Below are 24,472 nucleotides of genomic sequence, written 5' to 3' on the forward strand. Positions count from 1 at the left end.
TTGAAGTCTACCAACTATTTTTAAAACATAGGTATCCCTATAGGGGGATACCAGCCCTCTTTCTATTCTCATCTTTGCATACAGAACGGTAAACGTAAAAAATCACTTCCGTTTACCGGTAAACCCAACCTGTATGTCAACAATAACACCTGATTCAAAACAAGCACCACCTGATCCAGCAGCGGCAAGGGAGAATGCCCCCAAAACGCCTATAGCTCCGCAGGACCTGTTAAACCGCCTATCTGGTGTGTTACCCACAGAAAAGGAGGGATTACAACAATGGTATAAGTTATTGGCTCATCCGCTGATCATTGTGGCGGGTCTCTGCCTGCTGGCTTATTGGTTATATACACAAAAGCACCCGGCACCGCCAGCCCAGGCCCCTGAAAAAGAAAGGCTGAAAAAACAGGTAAAGAAGTGGAAGAAGCGGTACAAGCAAAACCATAACAAAGCCATAAGCGATAACCATCATACTGTAACCGGTATCTCGCTAATGGATTAAGAACTTAAAAAACACGTCATCATGCAAAGTGCTAACAAACCAGCCACAACCAGTTCTCACACGATCCCGATGGATGTATTACTGGACATCATTCGCATCCTGTTCAATAACAGCCTCCACTGGCAGGTAGAAGGCATTAATGAGCAGGAAGGCACCCTGCTGGTGCAAATCACCCACCACCAGGGTAATCCTAAACACCAGAAAGCCTTACAAAACATCATTGGCATCTTGGGTGATTATAATTATTACGTTAAAGGCACTCCACAGAACGAAGCCATCGACTATTAAGATCGTTTACCGTTAAACTGAAATCAATGACAACTACCTGTCAATACTGCGGCACACCCATGCAAGCCTTACGAAGTACCCGTAAATATTGCAGTGATACCTGCAAGCAGCTGGCATTTTACAAACGGAACGGATTGGCATTGGCAGAGGCAGAAACTAATGCCTTAACCGGTAATGAACCAGCAGTATTGCAGGCAGAAGCAAAAACAGATGTAGATAAACCAGATTATATGGTAAGGCAACAAGACCAGCCCTACCAGCGAGTATATTCCCGGTTCCTGGAAACGGTGCAGGAATGCCTGGATTGTAATAACTACACATTTGTATTTGAAAACCCAGACCAATATTGGGGAACCTATGCCATACAGCCTGTAAAATGGGTAAGCCTTCGACTGCGTTGCCTGCTGGAAAACATGCTTCGTTTAAGCAATATGACTTCCATACCCAACGAGACATTAGTTCTTTTGCGGGATTCGTTTGCTGATATGGCGGCAGCCCGTCCTTACAGTCAATTGCCCACCGATTATCCCTATACCGCGCTGGTAAAAGACATTATACATAAGCTTGACCGCATTGTTCATAACATTAAACCCAAAGGCAATACACGATTCCGTTTAACGCTTAACCGTAAAGCATCCATCATTGCCTGTCGTTTTACGCTGGCTGCTATGGTGCCGCTGGTAAAGTTCCGTGAACTCAGCTTTTCAGAATAATCATTTCATAACCTTAAAATCCATTTATTTTATGCAAACAGTTATTACAAAACGTGAATTACAGGTGCCTGTAGATGTGCTGATCCGGGTAGCCGATGTGTTACTGGAAAACGATATCACCAATAGCATTACAGGCACAGATGAAGAGGATGGATACATTACTATTGAAGTAGAGTACGAAAAAGAACAGCGGGATGCCATCCATGAAGCTGAAGACATTATCTCTGATTACCATGAGAATGAGGAAGAAGAGGATGATGACGATGAAGATTAACGCCAGTTTACCACCACCGCAGGATTACCTGTCGTGGTGGTTCTCGTTACCCAATAACTTAACCCTTACTCTTACAGAAAGGTAAAATTTCAACACTCAACTATACGGTATGATAAAACGTGACGATCTACTAATCATGCGAGCAATTGCACTCTGTTTTAAACCCTTCCTAAAACCAGAAGAAGCGCTGATTTATTGTAACCTTGGCCGAACGCAGTTCGCTAAGAACTGTGAAGAATATGGGGTTTACAAAACCAATAGTGGTTATTACAGGAAAGAAGATATAGACAAGATGCTGTCCGGTGAAACGGCGGCAGTGCAGGCTGCAACCCCGCAGGTCAAATTAAGAGCTGCATAGTAAAACAGGGCTATTCGATGATGAATAGCCCTGTTGCTTTAGCCTAAAGGAAACCCGCAATATTAAAAGAAGGCAAGTGACTGATCGCTTCCGACTGATCTTTGGGCTTATGCCTTTTGTAAGTCTGCTGCACCTGCCTTGTAGTTGTATGCCCCATCAGATAAGCAATAGTGACATCATCCACGTTCTTATCCTTTAATAGTATGGAAAAACTTAATCTTGCACAGGACCATGTTACGTATTTATTGACACCAGCCCGTTTAATCCATTCTCCCAACACCTTGTTAGCTCCATTTGCCGTAGGCAGGCTGAATACTTTATTGGTAGAAGTAGTTTTACCCAGGGATAGTTGTTTTATCTCTTCCAGAATAGCAAGGGCTATAGGGTGCAGGGTGAGCACTACTGGCTTGCCTGTTTTCTGCTGTATGATCCTTGTAATTAATGTACCACCCTGTAAGTCCTGCCATTCCAGCCTTTTTACATCCACCCATCTAAGCCCGGTATAACAGCTAAACAAAAATGCCAGCTTCACCTGCTGGTTAAAACAGGGAGTATTGAGTAACGCAACATATTCCTCTGATTCCAGGTGTTCCTTCAACGCAGCGCTTGGATTGCGTACTGCCGGGATGTCCTCTGTCGGGTTGCTCCTGAAGTACCCATCCTTAGTGGCAGCTTTCGCCACCCATTTGAAACGTGCATAATAGTTGGCCGGAGTTTCGCCAGTCAGCGTATCCAGCAAATGCCGCCGGAACCGTTTACAAAAGTTTTCCGTAATATCTACCGGTGAGATAAAATCACTTTTGATATAAGCCTTAAACTTGGTAAGACAGCAGGCCAGATGTCGGTTGCCTTCTCGTTTATTTAATTTGATATAATCCTCAAAATACTCAACAAAGTTTGCCTTGAACTTATGAGCGGGGATAACTGGTGTACCCACCGCCTGCTGCTCGATTGTTAACTGGCTCTTTTTAGTCTCCAGTATCTTCAATGCTTCTTTGTTGAAATTCTTTTGAATCTGGTTTTGCGGGTTGGCATAAATAAATATGCCGGTAGAAGGTCGCTGTCCGGGGCCACGACCTAAATCATAAAAGAAATAAATCTTATCTCCTTTCTTATTGAGCTTTTCTCCAATGTTCATAGGATTTCATTTTTAAAGGTTACGGGAGAGAAGCCCAATGAGTATGCCATGCCAACAGTAAAAGCGAAGTAGCTAAACCCAGCCACCATCCGGTGAAAGTTTGTGAAAGAAAGCGGGAACAACAACCTTGAAAATAATTTTGAAAACCATCCCGTACAAAATGGCAGAACTGCCATATAGGCTTGTGTTTCACTGCCAGCAGCGAGTGTCATAGTGAGTGTCAAACCGGGTGTCAAATAATCCTTTTTAACCCATTTTTGATGCAAAAATCTCTTGGTTAGATTCCGGTTGTGTTCCGGTGGAGTGCCTGCAATTTTGAGTGTCATTGCGAGTGTCATTTGAGTGTCGTAAATAGTGGGAAAAAGGCCTAAAAAGCATGAAAATCCGACACTCGCGAAAATAAAAAAGCCTTACAAATCAATGACTTGTAAGGCTTATAAGTGCCCAGAACTGGATTCGAACCAGCACACCCTTGCGAGCGCTGCGACCTGAACACAGTGCGTCTACCAATTTCGCCATCTGGGCAACTGATTCCGTGTTAAGGGATTGCAAAGGTATACACTTTCCCCAATATTCCAAATTTTTATATAGAAAATTTTCAAACTACCAACCATACCTACACAAAAAAGGCCGACCCCTAAAAGGTCAGCCTTTCTTTTCAAGAGCATCCAGCTTATACAGCTACATTGAACTCTCTCAGCGTATCGTTCAGACTCGTCTTCAAATCTGTAGATTCTTTACGTTGACCAATTATCAGTGCGCAAGGAACCTGGTATTCACCAGCAGGGAACTTCTTAGTATATGTACCTGGAATTACCACACTACGTGCCGGTACACGACCCTTGTACTCTACCGGCTCAGGACCACTTACGTCAATGATCTTGGTAGACTTAGTCAATACCACATTCGCACCCAGTACCGCTTCTTTTTCTACTATCACACCTTCTACTACAATACAACGACTACCCAGGAAACAACCATCTTCGATGATCACCGGACTAGCCTGCAGTGGTTCTAATACACCGCCAATACCAACACCACCACTCAGGTGTACATTCTTACCAATCTGTGCGCAGGAACCTACAGTCGCCCATGTATCCACCATGGTACATTCGTCTACGTATGCACCAATGTTTACGTAAGATGGCATCAGGATCGCGCCTCTGCCGATGAAAGCACCATAACGTGCAATCGCATGAGGTACTACACGAACACCCAGATCTTTATAGTTGGATTTCAGCTTCATTTTGTCATAGAACTCAAATGGTGGGAGGTCTATGGTTTCCATTGTTTGGATGGTGAAGTACATCAGGATGGCCTGCTTTACCCATTCATTGACTTTCCAGCCTTCTCCTGTGGGTTCTGCTACCCTGATCTTTCCCTTATCTACAGCTTCAATAACAGCTTTGACAGCATCGCTGTAAGTAGATTCCTGTAGCAGGCTGCGGTTTCCCCAGGCAGCCTGGATGAGTTCTTGTAGCTCCATTGTGTATCGAAATTTTTCACAAACATAGTAAAAGAGGGGGGAATTTTTCACTGATGCTTTTCCTGATTAGCCGGAAAACACCAATGAAGGCGCCAATGCCCTAACCTCCCAACCAACTACCTCCTTACCCCTCAACCTCCCAACACCCTAACCTCCTCACCCCTCAACCTCCCCACCTCCCAATTTTTTATTTATTACCTTTACCCCCCTTTAAACCATACTATGAATATTGCTTTCGATGCCAAACGGGCTTTCCAGAATAACACAGGTCTCGGCAATTACAGCCGGACCCTGATCAGTTCTCTGGCTACCTATTACCCGGAGCACCACTACTACCTGTATGCACCCAAACTAACAGGTATGTACAGCACCGCTGCTTTTGGCAATATGACCACCATATTGCCTCAAAAGCCACTGCATCGCCTGCTGAAAGGACTGTGGCGCAGCAAATATGTAGTGAGTGAACTGGCGCAACAAGGCATTGATATTTATCATGGTTTAAGTCACGAGATCCCTTTCGGCATTCACAAGAGCGGTGTCAAAAGTATTGTTACCATGCACGACCTGATCTTTGAACGCAACCCGGAACAATACAATCCCATTGATGTGCAGACGTATCGTAAAAAGGCTAAATACGCCTGCCAATACGCTGATAAGGTCATTGCGATCAGTGAGCAAACTAAACAGGATCTGATTACGTATTATAATACACCGGCAAACAAAATCGCGGTCGCTTATCAAAGTTGTGATGAGTCGTTTGGTGTACAACATAGCAAAGCGGAAATTGTGCAAATGCTGGAGAAATATAACTTTCCGAAGGAGTATTTCCTGTATGTTGGATCGTTGATTGAACGAAAGAATTTGTTAGGTATCTTACAGGCTATGGTGCAGCTGAAAGGTAAGCTGGATATACCTTTGGTAGTTGTGGGTGGTGGCAGTAGCTATAAGAAAAAGGTGATGGATTTTATTGCCGCCAACGGGTTGCAAAAGAGCGTTATCCTCGTAAATGATACGGTGAAATTCGCTTATAATGATCTGCCGGCTTTGTACCAGGGAGCTAAAGCGCTGATTTACCCATCTTTCTTTGAAGGATTTGGAATACCTATTCTGGAAGCGATGTGGTGCCGTACACCCGTGATCACTTCCAGTGGTTCCTGCTTTGGTGAAACTGCCGGGGATGCCGCCCTTTATATCGATCCGGCGAAACCTGCGTCAATAGCGAATGCTATGGGAGAGGTGGCTAATAACCCCGCACTCATAGAAGAGCTGAAAGAAAAGGGATTAAGACAAGCGGAAAAGTTTACAAGAGAAAAATGTGCAGCGGAAGTGATGAAGGTGTACCAAAGCCTGTAAATGAGAAGATCGGCTTCGTAACTGATGAAGGTGCACCAAACCCTATAAACCAGAATCATCGGCTTTGTAACTAACAAAAGTCTACCAAAGCCTCTAAATCACTAACTAAAACAAAACACCCCCGTTCCAAAGTCTATAACATATGACCACCGATTTTGAAAATGACGTAACGGCCGCTCTCGCCGCCTTAAGAACCGGAAAATTAATCCTCTACCCCACAGACACCATCTGGGGCATTGGTTGCGACGCAACCAACGAAGATGCCGTAAAAAAAGTCTTCTCCCTTAAACAACGCCCCGAAAAAAAGAGCCTCGTCATCCTCCTCGCCGACGTAAAAGACCTCCTCAAATACGTCGCTCACCCCGATCCGGCCATTGCCGATCTGATCGCTAATTTTGATCGCCCTACTACTGTCATTTACGAAGGCGCCCTCGACCTTGCTCCCAGTATTATTAATGAAGATGGTACCGTGGCTATCCGCCTCGTGCAGGACCCCTTCTGCCGTCACCTGGTGAAACGTCTTCGTAAACCTTTGGTTTCCACTTCCGCCAACCTGAGCGGCCAACCTTCCCCCGCTTTTTACGCAGACATTGACCCTGCCGTAAAAAATGGCGTAGATTATGTTGTAGCCTACCGACAGGAAGATACTACCCCCCGACAGCCATCCCGTATTGTTAAGTTATTGAAAGACGGTACCTTACAAGTAATAAGGGAGTAGTACTCACACCCTGATGAGGAGACCATGGACTATCGGCTAAAAAAAGCTACTTTTGCCGTTTTATTTAAATATGATCAGCAGAAAGCCTATTGACATACCCTGTACCTTACAGGAACGCAAAGTGTTGGAACAGATAGCGTTAGCAGCCCATGAACTGGGCATGCCCTGCTATTTGATCGGGGGGTTCGTGCGTGATAAACTGCTGAACCGCCGTACCAAAGATTTGGATGTGGTGTGCGTAGGAGATGGCATTGCCTTAGCACACAAAGTGGCTACTTACTTTGATAATGCTAAGGTGAGCTTCTTTAAAACCTATGGCACCGCACAGGTAAAATGGAATGAATTTGAAGTTGAGTTTGTAGGCGCCCGCAAAGAAAGTTACAGAGAGGAATCCCGCAACCCCGACGTGGAACCGGGTACCCTGGAGGATGACCAGCTGCGCAGAGATTTTACTATCAACGCACTGGCTATCAGCCTCAATGAAGAAGATTATGGAAGCCTGATAGATCCATTTAATGGGCTGGCGGACATGGATGCAAAAATTATCCGTACTCCACTGGCACCTGCCCAGACTTTCAGCGATGACCCCCTGCGTATGATGAGGGCCATCCGCTTTGCCTCCCAACTGCAGTTTACTATTGCTGACGATACCTTTCAGGCTATCAAAGAGCAGGCAGACCGCATTCAGATTATCTCCCAGGAACGTATTACCGACGAACTGAATAAAATCATGTTGTCTGCAGTGCCTTCTATAGGTTTGAACCTGTTGTTTAAGAGCGGATTGTTGAAGATCATCTTCCCGCAACTGGTAGATCTTGCTGGTGTTCAAACGGTTGATGGCAAGCGGCATAAAGAGAACTTTTCACATACCTTGCAGGTAGTCGATAATATTTCCAGAAATACAAAAGACCTTTGGTTACGCTGGGCTGCTCTGTTGCACGATATCGGTAAACCCGCCACCAAACGCTATGAACAGGGCCATGGATGGACATTTCACGGACATGAGATGGTAGGAGCCAAGATGGTTCCCCGCATCTTCTCAAGACTGAAACTCCCTACGCATGAACCTATGCGCTTAGTGAAGAAACTGGTAGAACTGCACCAGCGGCCTATTAGTCTGACGAAAGAGAATATCACTGATTCTGCAATACGCCGCCTGCTCTTCGAAGCAGGAGAGGATGTAGAAGCCTTAATGATGCTCTGTGAAGCAGATATCACATCGAAGAACGTATCCAAAGTGCGGAGATATCTCGATGATTATGAACTGGTAAGACAGCGCATGAAGGAGATAGAGGAGAATGATCGTCTGCGTAACTGGCAACCGCCGGTAACAGGTGAGATGATCATGGAAACCTTTAACCTGACGCCCTGCAGAACCGTTGGTGATCTGAAAAGTGCCATCCGCGAAGCCATCCTGGATGGGGTGATACCCAATACCTACGATGCCGCTTATGCCTTCCTGCTGGAAAAGGCAAAAGAGATGGATTTGACACCAGTTAAATAAAATTGTTAATTTAGTAAAGTGGTGATGTTTCTGAGTTAAGGTTTGATGATTGATATATAATAGCTTTTTGTGTATTTATAGCTATTTATGTATTATTAGCTTTAAACCAGAGACGAAGCATCCAATTATTCAATAAAATCCTTTATTGTCATGCCTGTTTTGAAATTCAGAGTTTATTGGGAAGAAGACGAAAGTGTGTACAGGGATATTTCCATTAAACCAGACCAGACATTTTTACAATTCCACCAAGTCATTTTGCAGTCATTCGAATTTGACAATAAACATAAAGCGACTTTTTTCCGTAGCAACGATAACTGGCAACGGGGAAGGGAGATCATTCTCGAAAAAGACAATGTAGTCCGCAAGGTAGATCCATTACTGATGGAAGAAACTGTCATTGGGGTAGCAGTGAAAACGCCTAATCAGAAGTTTATATACCTCTATGATTTTGCGAAGAACTGGACGTTCCTGGTGGAATTGATCGGGGTATCCAAGGATGAAAATTCTAGGGTGACCTATCCGCTATGTGTAAGGAAAGAAGGGTTGGCGCCTAGCCAGTACGGTACAAAAGGACTGGTAGGTGATAAGCTGGTGGAGATGGAGGAGAAGTATGACCTGAATAAAGAGGGGATGAGTGAAGATGGATTTGGCGAAGAAGGAGAGGAGGATGAAAACAGTGAAGCGGATGATGAAGGAATGGAGGATGCCGGCAGTGAAGACATGTATTAATTTACATGAGAGATAAGAAAGTAATCGTAATAGCAGGTCCTACGGCTGCCGGAAAAACGGCGATGGCTGTACGGGTAGCCCAATATTTTAATACCGCGGTAATATCTGCAGACTCCAGGCAGTGCTACAGAGAGATCAGTATCGGCACGGCAAAGCCCGGTGCTGCTGAGTTGGCGGCTGTACCCCATTATTTTATCAATTCTCATAGCATTCGTGAAGAAGTGAATGCAGGTATCTTTGAGAAGTTAGCATTACAATATGCAGAGGAAGTGTGGAGGAACAATGATGTCGTCGTGCTTTGTGGCGGTACAGGTCTGTATATAAAAGCCTTTTGTGAAGGAATTGATGATATACCTGCTGCGCCAACGGAAGTTAGACAATCCATTATTTCACAGTATGTGCAGGAAGGATTGACGTGGTTGCAGGAAGAAGTGAAAGCGAAAGATCCCGGGTTTTATGCCGTGGGCGAAATCCAGAACCCGCAACGATTAATGAGGGCCCTGGAAGTTTTTGAAACTACCGGAAAGTCGATTTTGGAATTCCGGACAGGAAATAAAACCAACAGGGATTTTGAAATTATCAAGACGGGGATTGAGTTGGAGAAGCCACAGTTGCATGCTAATATTGAAACAAGGGTGAGGCAGATGATGAAGGATGGATTGGTAGAAGAGGTGCGATCAGTGCAGGAATTCAGGAGTCATAATGCTTTGCAGACGGTGGGGTATTCGGAGATATTTGATTACCTGGATGGGAAGACCACGCTGCAGGAAGCCGAAGAATTAGTAGTCATTCACACCAGGCAGTATGCGAAAAGACAAATGACGTGGTTTAAAAAAGATAAAGAAATTAAGTGGTATGAAAGAGGAGAGGGGTTGTTGGAAGATATAAAAAAAACGCTTGGGCCGTAGCCCAAGCATTTATATTTTCTTCAGCAACACCTTCTGCTTCGTAAAATCCGCCGCCGCATCCATAAACGCCATCATCTGCCCCCACGCACCTACTGTCTCATGCTGATGATTATAACTCTTCGTAATATTCACCACCAGCTTATTCCCCTCTACCTTCGAACTACTCACAAACTGCCCGGTCTCATTGATCACTGACTTATTCAGATTCTCCACACCCTCCAATGTATACCCCTCCGGAATATTCACCCACACCTCATAAGACACCGTCCGCGGAAACGCCATATGCACATCATAAGTACGCTTCCTTTCTTCAGGTGTCAATTCTATCTGACCTGTGATCAGTTTTCCGATATCCAGCATATAATTATTCCCCGCCTTCTTTACAAAACCATCCATGGTAAATGACTGATGCATCGTAAACGGCTTATTCTGTTTCTCCAGTCCCTGATCCGCCACTTTATAATAAGTCACCGCCGTAGGCTGAATACTATAATCTGTATAGATATTATCTTTCACCGTTTCATCCATATCTTTCCGTGCCTTTGCAAACGCCGCCTTGTATTCTGGAAACCGCCTTTTATCTGCTGTTAGATCACGCTCGAAAGTGGTAGACATACTCAATGTTTTTCTTTCCTCTTCCAACATATCTTCATACAGCAACATATCTACATACTGATAACGATATTGTCCTTTTGCACGTATCATCCTGTCAATATTCAGCGTTTGCAGGTTCTCTGCATTAAAACTGATATTCAGTTTCTCAGCATCTACATTCTGCGCCGCAGTACTTACAGGCAATGTGATCTTTCTGAAACTGGATGATTTTTCCCCTTTGCTCCCCGTCACACTTACCGCATAAGCTTCCTGTCCTTCCAGTCCGGTCGGCAACTCATCAGGATAACTAAACATAGATCCCAGGTAGCAATACATAGGTTGATCATCTGGTTTAGCAATGATAAAATATTCCAGGTCATCCAGTGAAACCGCATCCTGCAGCGTACCTACACTACGTGGCACCGCCGCTGCCAGATCTGTATCAATATCATACTTCAATAATAACTGACGAAATGCATTGGCCACAAAGTGAGACCTTGGTGAATATAATTTCCTGTTCTGTCCTACTTCTATATCCGCGCCCAGGCCCCCCTGCTCACGGTAAAGCGCTGCATAACGAATGTAATAATATGCCAGTTCCGCTATCTCTCTCTTCGACATATCTGTTTTGTTATGTACCTTCTTGTAATTGCTAAGTACATCCGGAAACTCCTTCAGGATAGCTGGCAGCGCCATATACTGCGCTCCTACACTGATGATCCGGTAAGTCAGGTATTCCTTGATATCTTTCTCATTTACCCCATTCACCATGTCTTCCGCAATATTGTAAGTCAACCTTAATGTCGGCAGACTACGATTGGCATACAACCAGCGCTCATCCGTAATTTTAGGTACATCTTTTTTATGAATAGAGAATACGTAGTCTTCATCTTCCTTTGTACGCTTCAACACACTTGAATCATCATTGAGGTATCTCCATGACACACCCATTTTCCTGAAAACCCTGATGTCCAGTGCAAAGTCCAGCATCGGGTATTTCTCACCAATACTGTAATCCAATGGATCCGGATTCGTAAACCAGCTAGCCGCATCTTTATTGATCCGTACATAATAGTCGATGATATCGCCTACCTGCAGGTCAGCAATTGCGATCTTCTGTTTTTTATCATCCTTTTCATCCTTTACATTGACCGCATCATTCATGTCTATATCTCGCTGCTGGCCATTTGGCTTGATCACACGAATGCCCATAAAGGATACCAGTTTGTACCCGCGCGCCCAGCTGCTGCTCTTCAGTTTCTGGATATTGAATTCAGAATATTCTTCCAGCGCTGCCTTATCCTGGATCTTAACACGCTCGTGCAAGGTCGTGGTAATATGATCTTTGCGCCGGCTATGATCCGCATCCAGCGAGAACTTCACTGCAAGTATCACTGCCGATTCATTCTGATATTTTTCAGGCACTACTGTTTGTGCAAAGGCTGGATCTTTCGCATCCTGTACTTCTTTTTTTACCTCATCAGCTTCTGCCTGATAGGCTCTTTCCTGTTTTGACTGTGCCTGAATATGCAGGCCTGTGGTGAATAGCAGGGCCGTAATGACAATGCTTCTATACATAGGTTGTTCTATTTTACTGTTGGGTAAGGGTTATTTGTTCCAGGTATTTTTTTGATAATGCGGATACCGCTTTATTCCAGTCCCCGAAAGCGGCTTTTTGCAAATAAGTGTTATTGATCTGCAATTGCTTGCGGTAAGTGATCTTATTGCCAGTGGCCTTGTAGGTGATGTCAAAAATGAAATTAGGTGAAGAAATATGCAGATCCTCCGGCAGGGAAGTCATTTTATACCCTGCAGGTATAAGCAGCTCCGTCTCGGTGATGTAATTATTTTTGCAGTCGAAACGGATGTCAGTTTTACGTTTTACTGTATCGATCACCGCGTTGTTATATTCCTTGTTGTAGTCGATATCGATATACATCTCTTTGCCAAATGAAGATACGGCATCAGGATACTGTAGATCAAAACTTACTTCCAGATCGCCGTCCCGCTGATCCAGCCGGGTAGTGGTGACATTGGATATTTTATAGTGACTATTCTTGTTGGTGATGTAAGTTTCCAGTGATGTCTGTACCCTGTCTTTTTTAGTCAGGTTTATGTTGTACAGCAAGTCAGATTTGCTTTCACCATTGTATTTGTATTTTATTTTGCCAGTCATACTGTTTCCTTCTATGGTCAGGGATTCCTTGAACAGGCGGGCGTTTTGTGCCGGTGTGGTGACAGGAATATTTTCTAACAACACATTGTCTCCGTTTTCAATCATCACTTGTCTGCCGGCTATTCGTTCTGCATAGATGCCGGGTTGCATATACTTTTCAGTCGCATCGAGGAACCACCATTTATTGTTGTATTGTACGGCACATATCATGTGATTGTCCGCATTCAGGGAAGGAATACTATGATCGTACATAATATGATTCGTACCTATCCAGCAGAGTCTTGCATCCAAACCACAACGCACGAGCAGCTCTTTTGTAAGGTTGGCCATGCCTTTACAATCTCCGTATTTCTTGCGCAGTACCTCGTGCGCTTCGTCAGGACGGAAACCAGCAAGGCCATCTTCGAATGCGATATAGCGGATGTTTTCTTCTACCCAGTAAAAAATAGCTTTTAACTGATCAAATTTGTCCGGAATACCAGCGGTAATTTCCCTGGCTTTAACCCCTAAGGCTGAGGTATCTGGGTGCAGCTGGGAAGCCAGGTTATGACACCATTGATACAGGTCGTTGGTCGTATTAAAGTAAACGGTTTGCTCTCCTTTATAATCTGCACGCTTGCTGCGAACTAAAATATGAGGATAGATCCAGCTTGGCCCCGGGCTCATGGAGCTTTTCTTCATGGCAGGCAGGTTCGTGGCGGTATAAGTATAGATGTCCGCATCCCGATCTTTATCGTACGTCTTTTCCGTTTTTATGTGCTGATTTTCGAAATGGAAAGTATGGATATCGATGTTCATCCAGCGGGGTACGATGATGCTGATGGTTTTTTGTTTGGAAGGGTAGTAGTCCGTCAGATAAACGGTGGTCAGATAGCGGGGATCGCGAATGGCTTTTTCGATGTTCACTTCATTGTGTGCCCCTTGTTTGGAAAAGGGAATATTGAAGTAGCAGATCTTTTGGTCAGAGTAGAAGTATTCGTCAATATTCAGATAATCGTAAGTGGGCGTGATAGTCCGGTTTTTTTTGCCGTCTGTCAGGATCGTGAGGTCCGTGATCTCTTCCTGGTTATTGTAGGGCTCGGAGAAGGGGATGGTGGCGCGGAAGCTGTTGCAGACAAAGTCTTTATGGATAAGTTGTTTTACCGTGACCTGCTTTTGTTTGGTATTGTATTGAAACTCGAATGTTTCGGAGGAATTGGCTAGTTCGATATTGTCCGGGTCGTCTTGTGATTTTGCATAAACGGAGTGTAGCAATAACAAAATTAACAAGGTATAAGAATGGATATTCATAATGTATAAGGAAAATAAGTATAAGATTAAAAGTATATCATTTGGCTGAAAACAAAAAGCGCTTCTGCTATTAACAGAAGCGCTTTTCTAATTTTATAAAAACTTTAGAATTTCCAACCAAAAGTGGCCAGTCCTGTATAAGAAGTTTTCTCAATCTTCGCAGCATCTGGTGTCACATAGTTCATGTTATTTGCCAGCATGGTATATGGCTGGTTATAACTGGTAGAAGAACCATAGATAAATGCTAAGTCCATATAGAAGCCATTGTTGCGATAGCCAATACCACCGGAGTAGTAAGAGCGTACCCCATCCAGGCTGCTGATTTTGTAAGGGCTGCCATAGTAGGAGTAACCCAGACGTAATGCAATGGTATGCAGTTTCAACTCACCACCTACGCGGAAGTTGGACGCTGCCTGGTAAGTATCTTTAATCGAATTGTTCCTGTCAGTTTCTGTTTCGCGGTCATAACCGTCGTTGTTTTTGAAACGCATATGCATGGAAGCATAGTCTACATATTCGTAATCCACGCTGATGAAACCTGTAGGCTTACGGGTATCGGCAGATGGTGCGAACAGGTAGGTAGCACTCAGGATACCTTTCCATGGCGTACGGACGGTGTATTTGGATTCATCATCCAGACCATCATAACGGCTGTCGCGGGAAGAGAATGAATTTACTCCGTTTGACTTCGTAGACGTGGTCATATCTGTATGGTACTCATCAGTAAGCCAGATCCAGGAAGGCGTATGGATAGTTGCCCCCAGGTTCAACGTCTTCACCGGTCTGTAAATGATACCCAGTTTTGCATTGATACCGGTACCGTAAGTTCTCAGTACTTCTGTGGTAGTAAAGTAGTTGAGGTCTGTAGCTAAGGTATTGAGATTCGTTTCTTTCCAGGTCAGGTCTCTTCTGTATTGCACGTTGGGAACGCCAATACCACCACCGATGTAGAACTTATCGTTGTAGTTAGCGCCAAAGGAACCTGCAAATTCAGTATTCGCGCCTCTTTCAAAGCTGGTGCTTTCCTGGCGTACGTATACACTATTGTCAGTAGCTTCGGCTGCAGAGTAGAATGTACCTGCAAAAGAGCCATCTGTATTTGTTACAGGGTTGATCAGGTATGTCTGATAAGCGAGGGCAGAGGAGTGAGCCAGGATGGTTTGGTCAGGATCTCCTCCCAGCTGTGCATTCGGATTGGTAATTCCTGCTGCATCAGCTGCCAGGTAATAATTTAAGGAAAGAGAAGAATTATGGATATCTCCGGTATAATAAGTACGCTGGTTATAGTTTGACGTACGGTTTACACCGATACCGCCGCTGAAGTTCTGCCATTTACTGCCCGGTTTCTTTCTTTTACCGCCCCAGATGATGGTGGCGTTAGAGATATTCAGGTTCGTTCTGGAATCACTGGAGGACACCCCCTGGTAAGTACCGGTAGAAGATATAGAAGGAACACCGACGGTAAAGGAGAAGTCGCTTGTTCTGAAGAAACCTACTGTAGCAGGGTTGATGTACATGGAAGAAGCTTCCCCGCCCAATGCACCCTGGGCCCCACCTACGGCCTGTGCACGGGCTGTTCCTGAAGGAGCGCCGCTGCTGAAACGTAAAGCGTCGTCAATATTTTGTGCTTGCAATGAGAAACAGGCTCCTGTCATAGCAATGGCTAACACCATTCTTTTCATCATATGGTAGAATTAAGGGTTAAAAAATACCCCGGCCTATTTTGACCAGGGTAGATTTTTAAGAATATCAATGATCAAATCATTTTTAAGATTAGTTACGGCCTCTGCCGCCACCACCTACGCGACCACCGCCGCCTCCGCCACCGAAGGAACCACCACCACCACCGCTTGTACGGCCTGGGCTATAAGATGGAGCTGGTGAATAAGAACGCTGTGGTTGATAAGAAGGTTGTGACTGCTGTGAAGGTGAGTAAGACCTTGCAGGCTGATAAGATGACCGGCTTGGCTGACTTGTAGTACGGCCACCGCTGTTGTCAACTGTAGTAGTACGCTCACCTGATGTTGGTGAATAAGTACGTCTTGGCTGATAAGAACCTGCAGAACCGTTACTGATACGACCACCACTGTTGCCGGAATTGCCATTCACTACTCTGGAAGGACGATAGTCAGTTCTTGTGGTGCGGCCACCGCTGTTACCAATTACACGACCACCGGATGATCCTGTGGCAAATGAGGTATTGCGTGTAGCACGTCTGTAACCACCGGCGTAACCATAGCCATGACCACCGTAGTAGCCGCCATAGTAACCACCATAATATGGATATCCATATCCATAACCATAATATCCGTAGTAAGGATAGTAGAATGGATCATAATAGCCATAACCATAGTAAGGATAGCCATAACCAAAACCAAGGCTGAATGCGGAACCATAGCCGTATCCATACCCAAAGCCAATGCCGAAGGAGCTACCATAACCGTAATACGGATTGGCATACATGCTGGAATAAACACCAGGTGTGCCATAATAATCATAGAAACCACCGGAATAAGCATTGTCATTGAACAAACTTAAACGGCGTGCATAATCCCCCTGGTCATCGTCGTAATTAACATATGTTCCCCCATCTTCACTATCAGTATATTGAACGTTGTCACCACCGTTATTATTATTTGAGGAAGCATAGGCAGGTTTAACTCTCGGAGAATAATACACATCATCCGGTGTTTGTGTTGTTTTATATGCTGACGAACAGCTACTTAATATCATTAGCGTCAGTACAGCGAGGTAAGGAGCTGATTTCATTGTCGGAATTTTTAGCCTGAATTACACTATAAATTTACACTATTTTAACGTTCAAATGTCGGTAAACGTTACAAGATTCCTAAACCGTTCATAATATTTTACTAAACTATTTGCACGTTTCTGATTTTCATGTAGGTTTGTGACATTTTACCTTTTGGTAATATATTTAACACAAATATTACGCCACAATATCTACTTATTGTGTAATAAGTAGGGTAGCTTGCACAAGTTGTTGTAAATGAGAAAAATAATCGACAATTATATAATCAAATTTTAAATGAGTAAAGAGATCACGGCCCGTTCCGAAGACTATTCACAATGGTACAATGATTTGGTGCTGAAGGGCGGTTTAGCCGATTATTCTGCCGTAAGAGGATGTATGGTCATCAAACCTTATGGATTTGCGCTCTGGGAAGGAATGCGCGATGTATTGGACAAAAAATTCAAAGATACAGGGCATCAGAATGCCTACTTCCCATTGTTCATCCCCAAAAGCTTCCTGAGTAAGGAAGAAGATCACGTGGAAGGCTTTGCAAAGGAATGTGCGGTGGTCACTCACCACAGGCTCATGAAGAATCCTGACGGCCCCGGTGTAGTTGTAGACCCTACCGCAAAGCTGGAAGAGGAGCTGATCGTTCGCCCAACCTCCGAAACAATTATCTGGAATACATATAAAGACTGGATCAAGTCTTACCGCGACCTGCCGTTGCTCATTAACCAATGGGCGAATGTAGTGCGCTGGGAGATGCGTACCCGTTTGTTCCTCCGTACTGCAGAATTCCTCTGGCAGGAAGGGCATACCGCCCATGCTACTTCGGAGGAAGCGATTGCCGAAGCAGAGCAGATGCTGGAAGTGTACGCTGATTTTGCAGAAAACTATATGGCACTGCCCGTAATAAGAGGTGTAAAATCTCCTGCTGAGCGTTTTGCCGGTGCCCTCGATACTTACTGTATCGAAGCGCTGATGCAGGACGGCAAAGCACTGCAGGCAGGTACTTCTCACTTCCTTGGCCAGAATTTTGCTAAGGTATTTGACGTAACTTTCACCAACAAGGAAAATAAACTGGAATATGTATGGGCTACCTCATGGGGTGTATCTACCCGCCTGATTGGTGCCCTGGTCATGGCGCACAGTGATGATGATGGGTTGATACTGCCTCCGCGCATTGCCCCACTGCAGGTGGTGATAGTGCCTATATATAAAGGTGCAGAGCAGAAAGAAAAGATCGATGCGAAAGTGTTCGAAATCATGAGCGATCTGAAAAAAGCAGGTATCCGTGTTAAATACGATGATGCAGACAACAACCGTCCTGGCTGGAAATTTGCTGAGTACGAATTGAAGGGAGTACCTGTACGTATCGCTATTGGTGCCAGAGATCTGGAAAATAATGTTGCGGAAGTAGCCCGCCGCGACTCCAAAGAGAAATCCAGTCAGTCACTGGATGGCCTGGGTGCTTATATCGGCACATTGCTGGAAGATATCCAAACGCAGATGTACAATAAGGCGAAAGCTTACCGTGATGAGCACATTACACCTGCTAACACGATGGACGAGTTTGAAAAACTGCTGGACGAAAAAGGTGGTTTCATCTCCGCACACTGGGATGGCACTGCCGAAACAGAAGAAAAAATCAAAGAGCGTACAAAGGCCACTATCCGTTGTATTCCTTTGAACAATCCTCAGGAAGCAGGTACCTGCATCCTGACCGGTAAACCTTCTACACAGCGTGTACTATTCGCGAGAGCTTATTAAAAGATGAGTTGATAAGGCCGGGTTGCTGCCTGTTAACTCCTCTACTCAGAGATATTCATGGAGCAGGGCTGATCTGTTGATCAGTCCTGTTTTCCTTCGGATAAATAATATTCAAAAATCTGACCTTATTTCATGCCTGCAGTCCGTTACATATTATGTTGGATACTGTTGACTGTGTGCTTATGCGATCATGCATCGGCACAGGGTCTCATGATCCGCAATTATAATGTAAAGGATGGTCTGGCCAATGCTACCGTGTATGCCGCCGTGCAGGATAAAGAAGGTTTTATCTGGTTCGCCACGCCCACAGGCGTGAGCAAATTCGATGGTAAACGTTTCCGTAACTACGCTAAGAAAGACGGTCTTACTGACAATGATGTAGTAAGATTATCCGCCGATTCCAAAGGAAGGGTATGGTTCTCCACCCTGAATGGATTGCCCTCTTTCTATTTCAATAACGAAATTCACTCGGGTGCCAATGACTCCTCGCTGCGTATCGATGCTCACGGACAGTATATGCAGTACATGTTTGAAGACTATGCTGGTTTTGTATGGTTTCTCAATACTGACAACAGGATCATCCGCTACAGCGGCATGAGAACAGAATATAAGCCGGGCCGTACCGACCTTTTTTACTTCCTCCGCAACGATACCATCTTCAAACCCCTCCAGAATTATTTTAATCTCGGCTCTCTAAAGGATGGCAATAACCTTTCACAAAAGATCTTCCTCTCTTCTCCATACCCCGCAGATGATGATGTGTTCATTGGCAGGATCCGGAAGAACCCGATCGTTATTCTCAAAAATGCTATTTACACCTATAATAATAAGGAAGCCACCTGTTTCTTCAATGGCCCGGATTGGGGTATTAACGATGAAATCAGTAACGTATGCCTCGATAAGGAGGACCTGTGGATTGGTACTCCCCGTGCATTGTATTACCTGAAAGACTTTTTCAAAGGTGCACGTCACATGGTGAAGTTGCTCGACAATCACTACATCACTTCTGTATTGAAAGACCGTGATGGCAATATCTGGATCACTACTTTCGGCGATGGCGTGTACAATATTCCTTACAAAAATTTTTACTTTAATTATCTCGATAATACAAACGGGCTGTATTCCCACTCTATCTTCAGCATCTGCAAAGACCGCAAAACCGGTATCCTGCTGGTAGGCCAGAATGCAGGGGTGCTCAATACCATCGATAGTAACAATACGATCCGGCGCTTTAACCTGGATACCACCAGTGGACGAAACAGCATCCTCAGTATTTTACCGTATAAAGAAAATGAGATCCTGATCGGTGCGGACAATGGACTGTTTATCTTCAATACCCTTCAGCAGCGGGTTTCCGTATTACGAGCTATCAGGAATATGAAGGATATGGACGTAGGGCCGGATGGCAGGATCCGCGCAGTGTCCAAAGACCAGGTGATCGGTGAGAACTATGCTGTGGAGGTGCCGGATGTACAGATCACGTCTATCGCCAGTGTGAATGACTCTTCTTATTATGTAGGTACCGGCTCCGGGTTGTTCTATGGCAAAGAGGGATCAGCCAAAGTGGTGATACCGGGTACGGATATAGAACTGCACCAACCCGTCAAAGACCTGAAATATATAGATGGCTACCTGTGGATAGGAACGGCAGATCAGGGTTTGTTCGTATTAAAGAACAATCGTGTCATAAAGCATATTGGCTCTGCCGATAAACTGGTGAGCGATATCTGCCAACAGCTATATTATGATGGGGTAGGCAGATTGTATGTTTCTACCAACAAAGGGGTGTCTGTGATCGATGTGCATACCCAGACCCTGATCCGGAATATTACCAGTAACGATGGGTTGATGAGTGACGATACCCGGGGAGTATATTACCAGCACGGGATATTGTACATCGCCACTTCCAACGGGTTAAGTTATTTCAACGACAATAATATGCCGGTAGATACGGTGCCTCCTGCAGTGTACCTGAGTCACATCAGGTATGGCGACAGTACCTATCTGCCTTCAAAAAAGATCACTTTACTATACCAGCGCAAGGCTTCGTTCGAAGTTGAATTTGGTGCGATCGCCTATGATCTGCCGGACCTGGTGGAGTACCAGTATAATTTTTCCAGCGATACAAGCAGTGGCTGGATCACGACAATGTCCAATATCGTACCTTTCCCTGACCTGCAGCCAGATACTTATGAATTACAGATCAGGGCGAGAAAGTACAAGAGTGAATGGAGTCATCCAGTGGCCATTACAGTGACGATACTACCGCGGTGGTATCAGCAATGGTGGGCGAGGGGAATCGTGATTTTGCTGGCATTGCTGCTGGTTGCATTTATATTAAGGTATATCTTCCTGCGGTTCAAAGATGGGGAAAAACGCAAGACAGAATACAACAGAAGGATTGCAGAACTGGAGGCCAAAGCCCTTACAAACCAGATGAATCCGCACTTTATATTCAACTCCCTGAATAGCGTGCAGCACCTGATAATGGAGAAGGAGGAAAAGCAGGCACTGAATTTCTTAGCAGATTTCGCTACCTTGATGCGGCAAATGCTTAATAATTCCCGGAAATCCTATATTTCGCTGGATGAAGAAATAGCTTTCCTCACCCGTTATATTGAGTTGGAGAAGATTAGGTTTGCAAATGTCTTTACGTACCACTTTGCCATAGAAGATGCATTGAAAGATTATACAATCTATATACCGCCTATGATTATACAGCCGATCGTGGAGAATGCGATCAAACACGGCCTTGCGCCTAAAAACGGCAGCGGGAACCTGGAGGTAAGACTGATGCTGAAAGGGGATATGCTATACTGTTCCGTAGACGATGATGGAATAGGCTGGGACAGGGCAAATGAACTGAAGAGCGGACGCCTCATAAAGCACGAATCTACAGCCCTGAGCGTGATCAGGGAGCGGTTGCAGATTATAAAATCTTTTAATGGAAATGTTGGAAAGTTAGAAATTATTGATAAATTTAAGTCAGGTTTCGGCAATAAAGAGGGTACGCTCGTTGAAATTCTGATTCCCATTGTTAAGATGTTATGAGTAATATAAAAGCTGCGATCGTAGACGATGAAGTCCGCAACATCCACATTTTGCGAAATATTCTTGAAAATTACTGTAAGGATGTTACGGTAGTAGGGGAGGCGCAGAACATTCATGACGCGGCGGAGATGCTGAAAAATACCCAGATCGATGTACTGTTTCTGGATATTGAAATGCCGCCACATAATGGATTCCAGTTATTGGAAATGTTCCCTGTGCTAAACTTCGAAGTTATCTTCATCACCGCGTTTCAGGAATATGCTTTGCAGGCAATAAAATTTGCCGCGTTGGATTATCTGCTCAAACCTATTAAGGTGAGTGAGGTAGAAGATGCATTGGAAAAAGTAAAGAAGAGTAAAAAAGGTAGGTTAAATGAGCTGGCGTCGATTCTGAAGGATTATGTAAAGAACAATGACAACGCGTTTTCCAAGATAGTGATTCCGGTGAATGATGGGTATAATGTGATAGATCTGAAGGATATCATTTATTGCGAAGCGTTTGATAGTTATACAAAGATCCAGTTGATCAATAATGTATCGCATTTGATATCCAAGTCACTGAAGGAGTATGAGGAAATGTTGAGTGATAAAGGATTCTATAGGGTACATAAGTCTTTCCTGATTAATATTCATCATATCGTGAAGATTATAAAAGGCCTGGGAACAGCAGTTGTGATGAGTGATCAGAAGAATATACCGATCAGCTCCCGGAAGAAAGATGAGTTTTTTGCGCAGTTGAAAGGAGTGATAAATCTGTAATTGCAAGTAATAAAAAATATAGATGCCTGGCGAAAGCCGGGCATTTTTTTTTTAATGGTTTTCATTCCCTATTGGTGAATTCCCTCTTTCATGAATGTTTTTATTGGAAATGGCCTGCGGCAGCATTGAAGCGCGCTCTTTTCAGGCTAACGCCCTTGCTGAAATTGCCTCCCCCATAGGAGTCAGCCGAACAAATAAAGATCTTCCTTGCTGCCGAAGGCCCTTAAAACAAAAGAGCCCTGGTTGAAATACCAGAGCTCTTCTCTCCTTAACTTATAAACCTATATGAAAAACGATAATTAAAAATCAGTACTATTCGTCAAATCAATATTGTAATAGTACACACCATTCAACTCAGGATACACACCTTCCAGCTGCACCTTCTTCTGTTTCTCCAATATCCCTCTCAGCTGTTCCACTGAACTCACCACCTGATCTCCTGCTTTCATAATAATAAAAGAAGGTTTCATATTCGTTTGTTTCTTCAGTACACCACTGCTGATGTTATCTACATATACACCACCACGAATACCGATCTTCGCTGCATCGCCTTTTTCCAGTGTCACCAGATCCGCGCCCAGCGCATCGATCACTGTTGCTTTCACAATACTGGTATTACCATCAATGTTCTTCAGAACTGCATTCGCTGTGCGTGATTTATCACCACGGAGGTAGCTGATACTGATCTTATCACCTGGTTTGAATCTTGCGATCTGCTCCGTCATCTGTGGAATAGAAGGTGTATTCACACCATTGATACCAGTGATCACATCACCCTTCTGAATACCTGCATCTGCCGCAGCACCACTTGTTACCACATCTGTCACTACTACACCATTCACATCTCTTCTTATACCATAGTCACCCCATTTCTCTTCAGGAATAGAATTCGGATCCTGGTACCTGATACCGAGGTAAGCACGTTGTACATTACCATACTTCATGATATCATTTACCACTTTCTTCACCAGGTTCACGGGAATCGCATAAGAGTAACCTGCATAGGCACCGGTAGGAGAGGCGATCGCAGAGTTAATACCAATCAGTTCACCTGCGGTATTGATCAATGCACCACCACTGTTACCCTGGTTCACAGCAGCATCTGTCTGAATAAAAGATTCGATAGCGTTTCTTTTTGCCTGTTTGTTAATACCGATAGAACGTGCTTTTGCACTCACGATACCTGCAGTTACGGTAGTTTCCAGGTTTAATGGATAACCGATAGCAAGCACCCACTGACCAATTTCAACCTCGTCAGAGTTGCCATACAGCATGTAAGGCAGGTTCTTCGCGTCTACTTTGATCACCGCGAGGTCAGTGTTTGGATCGGTACCGATCACTTTTGCTTTGTAAGTTTTGTAGTCATTGAGCGTAACGGTGATTTCGTCCGCATCGTCCACTACGTGATTGTTTGTCACGATATAACCATCGTCGGAGATGAGTACACCGGAGCCGGAAGCCATCTGGCCGGGAACATAATATTTACGTCCGCCGCCGCCACCCTGGAATTCGTCCCCGAAAAAGTCATCACCGAAGAGGTCTTCAAGTACGCTTCTTTTCCTTTGCAGGTTGTTTGTAACCTGACGGGGATTGATCTTTGTCTTAATGTGAACCACACCTGGAACTGCCAGTTTTGCTGCTGCTGAGAAGTCGGTGGGTGGAGTAATGTTTCTGTGTTCTGTACCAGGCATGTAGCTGGTATAGTTTACTGGAATGTTGTCTGATCCATTTTGATAGGGACCTGCCTGCCGGGGCTGAAATTTGCTGTAAACAAACACGCTGGCAAAGGCAGTGGCCGCGCTGATAAGAACAGTTGCCGCAATTTGCCGGAATTTCATATTTCTTTGAGTTTAAGTTTTATTGAAAGCAAAAATGTTGATATAAGGAATATAACAATTTTAGTGCCTCGGATACAAATTTAAGGGGGTAAGTGATTCATTCAGCCAGTGTTGGTGTTACTTTAACAGTTTATTATATGAAAGGTTAATGTCATCTTAATAGAATGGGTGACAAAGTAACGGAGGTACTGACAAATTAACGATTGAATCGGACAAAATGTTATGTAAAAAGAAAAAAGGACAGCCATAAGGGGAGGGCACTGAAAAAGTCC

21 protein-coding genes and 1 tRNA gene are annotated in these 24,472 nt (G+C 44.4%); 13 read left to right on the plus strand and 9 right to left on the minus strand.

All coding sequences use genetic code 11. The features are described 5' to 3' along the window. Positions 1 to 133: 133 nt before the first annotated feature. From BW716_RS21720 to BW716_RS21740, 5 genes are all read left to right on the plus strand, one after another. Entirely contained in the window at positions 134 to 502 is a 369-nt protein-coding gene (locus tag BW716_RS21720) for a hypothetical protein (protein WP_083725927.1), read from the plus strand. A 21-nt stretch (positions 503 to 523) separates the two neighbouring features. Then, positions 524 to 790 (plus strand): hypothetical protein, encoded by a 267-nt coding sequence (locus BW716_RS21725; RefSeq protein WP_083725929.1) that lies wholly within the window; start codon positions 524 to 526, stop codon positions 788 to 790. A gap of 26 nt (positions 791 to 816) precedes the next feature. Next, positions 817 to 1,503, plus strand: coding sequence for a hypothetical protein (locus BW716_RS21730; protein ID WP_083725931.1), 687 nt, complete (start codon positions 817 to 819; stop codon positions 1,501 to 1,503). Between the two features lie 31 nt (positions 1,504 to 1,534). Next, positions 1,535 to 1,777, plus strand: a complete 243-nt coding sequence (locus BW716_RS21735; protein ID WP_083725933.1) for a hypothetical protein — start codon at positions 1,535 to 1,537, stop codon at positions 1,775 to 1,777. Positions 1,778 to 1,886: 109 nt separating this feature from the next. Then, complete coding sequence (locus BW716_RS21740) at positions 1,887 to 2,135, plus strand: hypothetical protein (RefSeq protein WP_083725935.1); 249 nt, start codon at positions 1,887 to 1,889, stop codon at positions 2,133 to 2,135. A gap of 43 nt (positions 2,136 to 2,178) precedes the next feature. Here the strand turns inward: BW716_RS21740 and BW716_RS21745 are convergent, their stop codons facing one another. From BW716_RS21745 to BW716_RS21760, 4 genes are all read right to left on the minus strand, one after another. Continuing rightward, entirely contained in the window at positions 2,179 to 3,273 is a 1,095-nt protein-coding gene (locus BW716_RS21745) for a site-specific integrase (RefSeq protein ID WP_083725937.1), read from the minus strand. Further along, positions 3,270 to 3,599 (minus strand): hypothetical protein, encoded by a 330-nt coding sequence (locus BW716_RS21750; RefSeq protein WP_143708953.1) that lies wholly within the window; start codon positions 3,597 to 3,599, stop codon positions 3,270 to 3,272. Before BW716_RS21750 ends, BW716_RS21745 begins: the two co-directional genes overlap by 4 nt. A 115-nt stretch (positions 3,600 to 3,714) precedes the next feature. Then, positions 3,715 to 3,798: transfer RNA gene (locus BW716_RS21755), tRNA-Leu, on the minus strand. Positions 3,799 to 3,946: 148 nt separating this feature from the next. Continuing rightward, positions 3,947 to 4,759: a 2,3,4,5-tetrahydropyridine-2,6-dicarboxylate N-succinyltransferase gene (locus BW716_RS21760; protein WP_083725941.1), complete on the minus strand. Its 813-nt coding sequence runs from the start codon at positions 4,757 to 4,759 to the stop codon at positions 3,947 to 3,949. Positions 4,760 to 4,981: 222 nt separating this feature from the next. Here BW716_RS21760 and BW716_RS21765 point away from each other — a divergent pair, with 222 nt between their 5' ends. The 5 genes from BW716_RS21765 to miaA all read left to right on the plus strand — a co-directional run bounded on the left by BW716_RS21765 (position 4,982) and on the right by miaA (position 9,971). Then, complete coding sequence (locus BW716_RS21765; protein ID WP_083725942.1) at positions 4,982 to 6,112, plus strand: glycosyltransferase family 1 protein; 1,131 nt, start codon at positions 4,982 to 4,984, stop codon at positions 6,110 to 6,112. 142 nt (positions 6,113 to 6,254) lie between these two features. Further along, a complete protein-coding gene (locus BW716_RS21770) occupies positions 6,255 to 6,830 on the plus strand; it encodes an L-threonylcarbamoyladenylate synthase (protein ID WP_083725944.1) in 576 nt (191 codons plus the stop codon). A gap of 70 nt (positions 6,831 to 6,900) precedes the next feature. Continuing rightward, complete coding sequence (locus BW716_RS21775; protein ID WP_083725946.1) at positions 6,901 to 8,334, plus strand: CCA tRNA nucleotidyltransferase; 1,434 nt, start codon at positions 6,901 to 6,903, stop codon at positions 8,332 to 8,334. Positions 8,335 to 8,484: 150 nt separating this feature from the next. Then, positions 8,485 to 9,063 (plus strand): hypothetical protein, encoded by a 579-nt coding sequence (locus BW716_RS21780; protein ID WP_083725948.1) that lies wholly within the window; start codon positions 8,485 to 8,487, stop codon positions 9,061 to 9,063. 5 nt (positions 9,064 to 9,068) lie between these two features. Next, a complete protein-coding gene (gene miaA / locus BW716_RS21785) occupies positions 9,069 to 9,971 on the plus strand; it encodes a tRNA (adenosine(37)-N6)-dimethylallyltransferase MiaA (RefSeq protein WP_083725950.1) in 903 nt (300 codons plus the stop codon). A gap of 9 nt (positions 9,972 to 9,980) precedes the next feature. Here the strand turns inward: miaA and BW716_RS21790 are convergent, their stop codons facing one another. From BW716_RS21790 to BW716_RS36870, 4 genes are all read right to left on the minus strand, one after another. Next, a complete protein-coding gene (locus tag BW716_RS21790) occupies positions 9,981 to 12,143 on the minus strand; it encodes a DUF3857 domain-containing protein (RefSeq protein WP_083725952.1) in 2,163 nt (720 codons plus the stop codon). A gap of 13 nt (positions 12,144 to 12,156) precedes the next feature. After that, entirely contained in the window at positions 12,157 to 14,031 is a 1,875-nt protein-coding gene (locus tag BW716_RS21795) for a transglutaminase domain-containing protein (protein ID WP_083725954.1), read from the minus strand. 104 nt (positions 14,032 to 14,135) lie between these two features. Then, positions 14,136 to 15,716, minus strand: a complete 1,581-nt coding sequence (locus BW716_RS21800) for an OmpP1/FadL family transporter (protein WP_083725956.1) — start codon at positions 15,714 to 15,716, stop codon at positions 14,136 to 14,138. Positions 15,717 to 15,804: 88 nt separating this feature from the next. Then, a complete protein-coding gene (locus BW716_RS36870) occupies positions 15,805 to 16,800 on the minus strand; it encodes a hypothetical protein (RefSeq protein WP_179091221.1) in 996 nt (331 codons plus the stop codon). A gap of 277 nt (positions 16,801 to 17,077) precedes the next feature. Here BW716_RS36870 and proS point away from each other — a divergent pair, with 277 nt between their 5' ends. The 3 genes from proS (at position 17,078) to BW716_RS21820 (ending at position 22,362) form a co-directional block, all read left to right on the plus strand. Continuing rightward, positions 17,078 to 18,553: a proline--tRNA ligase gene (gene proS / locus BW716_RS21810; protein ID WP_083725958.1), complete on the plus strand. Its 1,476-nt coding sequence runs from the start codon at positions 17,078 to 17,080 to the stop codon at positions 18,551 to 18,553. A 132-nt stretch (positions 18,554 to 18,685) separates the two neighbouring features. Further along, positions 18,686 to 21,604 carry a two-component regulator propeller domain-containing protein gene (locus tag BW716_RS21815; RefSeq protein WP_083725960.1) on the plus strand — a complete coding sequence of 973 codons (2,919 nt, stop codon included), beginning with the start codon at positions 18,686 to 18,688 and terminating at the stop codon, positions 21,602 to 21,604. Continuing rightward, positions 21,601 to 22,362 (plus strand): LytTR family DNA-binding domain-containing protein, encoded by a 762-nt coding sequence (locus BW716_RS21820; RefSeq protein ID WP_072363242.1) that lies wholly within the window; start codon positions 21,601 to 21,603, stop codon positions 22,360 to 22,362. The genes BW716_RS21815 and BW716_RS21820 overlap by 4 nt, the downstream gene beginning before the upstream one ends. A 299-nt stretch (positions 22,363 to 22,661) precedes the next feature. On the opposite strand, the gene BW716_RS21825 is transcribed toward BW716_RS21820, so the two are convergent. Beyond that, entirely contained in the window at positions 22,662 to 24,200 is a 1,539-nt protein-coding gene (locus BW716_RS21825) for a trypsin-like peptidase domain-containing protein (protein ID WP_083725962.1), read from the minus strand. Positions 24,201 to 24,472 lie beyond the last annotated feature (272 nt).

Source organism: [Flexibacter] sp. ATCC 35208 (assembly GCF_001975825.1).
In the GTDB taxonomy this organism is placed as follows: domain Bacteria; phylum Bacteroidota; class Bacteroidia; order Chitinophagales; family Chitinophagaceae; genus Chitinophaga.

Excerpts from the sequence above, each read along its gene's own strand:
- BW716_RS21720 (WP_083725927.1), top strand. The coding sequence starts at position 134 with ATGTCAACAATAACACCTGATTCAAAACAAGCACCACCTGATCCAGCA.
- BW716_RS21725 (WP_083725929.1), top strand. The coding sequence starts at position 524 with ATGCAAAGTGCTAACAAACCAGCCACAACCAGTTCTCACACGATCCCG.
- BW716_RS21730 (WP_083725931.1), top strand. The coding sequence starts at position 817 with ATGACAACTACCTGTCAATACTGCGGCACACCCATGCAAGCCTTACGA.
- BW716_RS21735 (WP_083725933.1), top strand. The coding sequence starts at position 1,535 with ATGCAAACAGTTATTACAAAACGTGAATTACAGGTGCCTGTAGATGTG.
- BW716_RS21740 (WP_083725935.1), top strand. The coding sequence starts at position 1,887 with ATGATAAAACGTGACGATCTACTAATCATGCGAGCAATTGCACTCTGT.
- BW716_RS21745 (WP_083725937.1), bottom strand. The coding sequence starts at position 3,273 with ATGAACATTGGAGAAAAGCTCAATAAGAAAGGAGATAAGATTTATTTC.
- BW716_RS21750 (WP_143708953.1), bottom strand. The coding sequence starts at position 3,599 with ATGACACTCAAAATTGCAGGCACTCCACCGGAACACAACCGGAATCTA.
- BW716_RS21760 (WP_083725941.1), bottom strand. The coding sequence starts at position 4,759 with ATGGAGCTACAAGAACTCATCCAGGCTGCCTGGGGAAACCGCAGCCTG.
- BW716_RS21765 (WP_083725942.1), top strand. The coding sequence starts at position 4,982 with ATGAATATTGCTTTCGATGCCAAACGGGCTTTCCAGAATAACACAGGT.
- BW716_RS21770 (WP_083725944.1), top strand. The coding sequence starts at position 6,255 with ATGACCACCGATTTTGAAAATGACGTAACGGCCGCTCTCGCCGCCTTA.
- BW716_RS21775 (WP_083725946.1), top strand. The coding sequence starts at position 6,901 with ATGATCAGCAGAAAGCCTATTGACATACCCTGTACCTTACAGGAACGC.
- BW716_RS21780 (WP_083725948.1), top strand. The coding sequence starts at position 8,485 with ATGCCTGTTTTGAAATTCAGAGTTTATTGGGAAGAAGACGAAAGTGTG.
- miaA (WP_083725950.1), top strand. The coding sequence starts at position 9,069 with ATGAGAGATAAGAAAGTAATCGTAATAGCAGGTCCTACGGCTGCCGGA.
- BW716_RS21790 (WP_083725952.1), bottom strand. The coding sequence starts at position 12,143 with ATGTATAGAAGCATTGTCATTACGGCCCTGCTATTCACCACAGGCCTG.
- BW716_RS21795 (WP_083725954.1), bottom strand. The coding sequence starts at position 14,031 with ATGAATATCCATTCTTATACCTTGTTAATTTTGTTATTGCTACACTCC.
- BW716_RS21800 (WP_083725956.1), bottom strand. The coding sequence starts at position 15,716 with ATGATGAAAAGAATGGTGTTAGCCATTGCTATGACAGGAGCCTGTTTC.
- BW716_RS36870 (WP_179091221.1), bottom strand. The coding sequence starts at position 16,800 with ATGAAATCAGCTCCTTACCTCGCTGTACTGACGCTAATGATATTAAGT.
- proS (WP_083725958.1), top strand. The coding sequence starts at position 17,078 with ATGAGTAAAGAGATCACGGCCCGTTCCGAAGACTATTCACAATGGTAC.
- BW716_RS21815 (WP_083725960.1), top strand. The coding sequence starts at position 18,686 with ATGCCTGCAGTCCGTTACATATTATGTTGGATACTGTTGACTGTGTGC.
- BW716_RS21820 (WP_072363242.1), top strand. The coding sequence starts at position 21,601 with ATGAGTAATATAAAAGCTGCGATCGTAGACGATGAAGTCCGCAACATC.
- BW716_RS21825 (WP_083725962.1), bottom strand. The coding sequence starts at position 24,200 with ATGAAATTCCGGCAAATTGCGGCAACTGTTCTTATCAGCGCGGCCACT.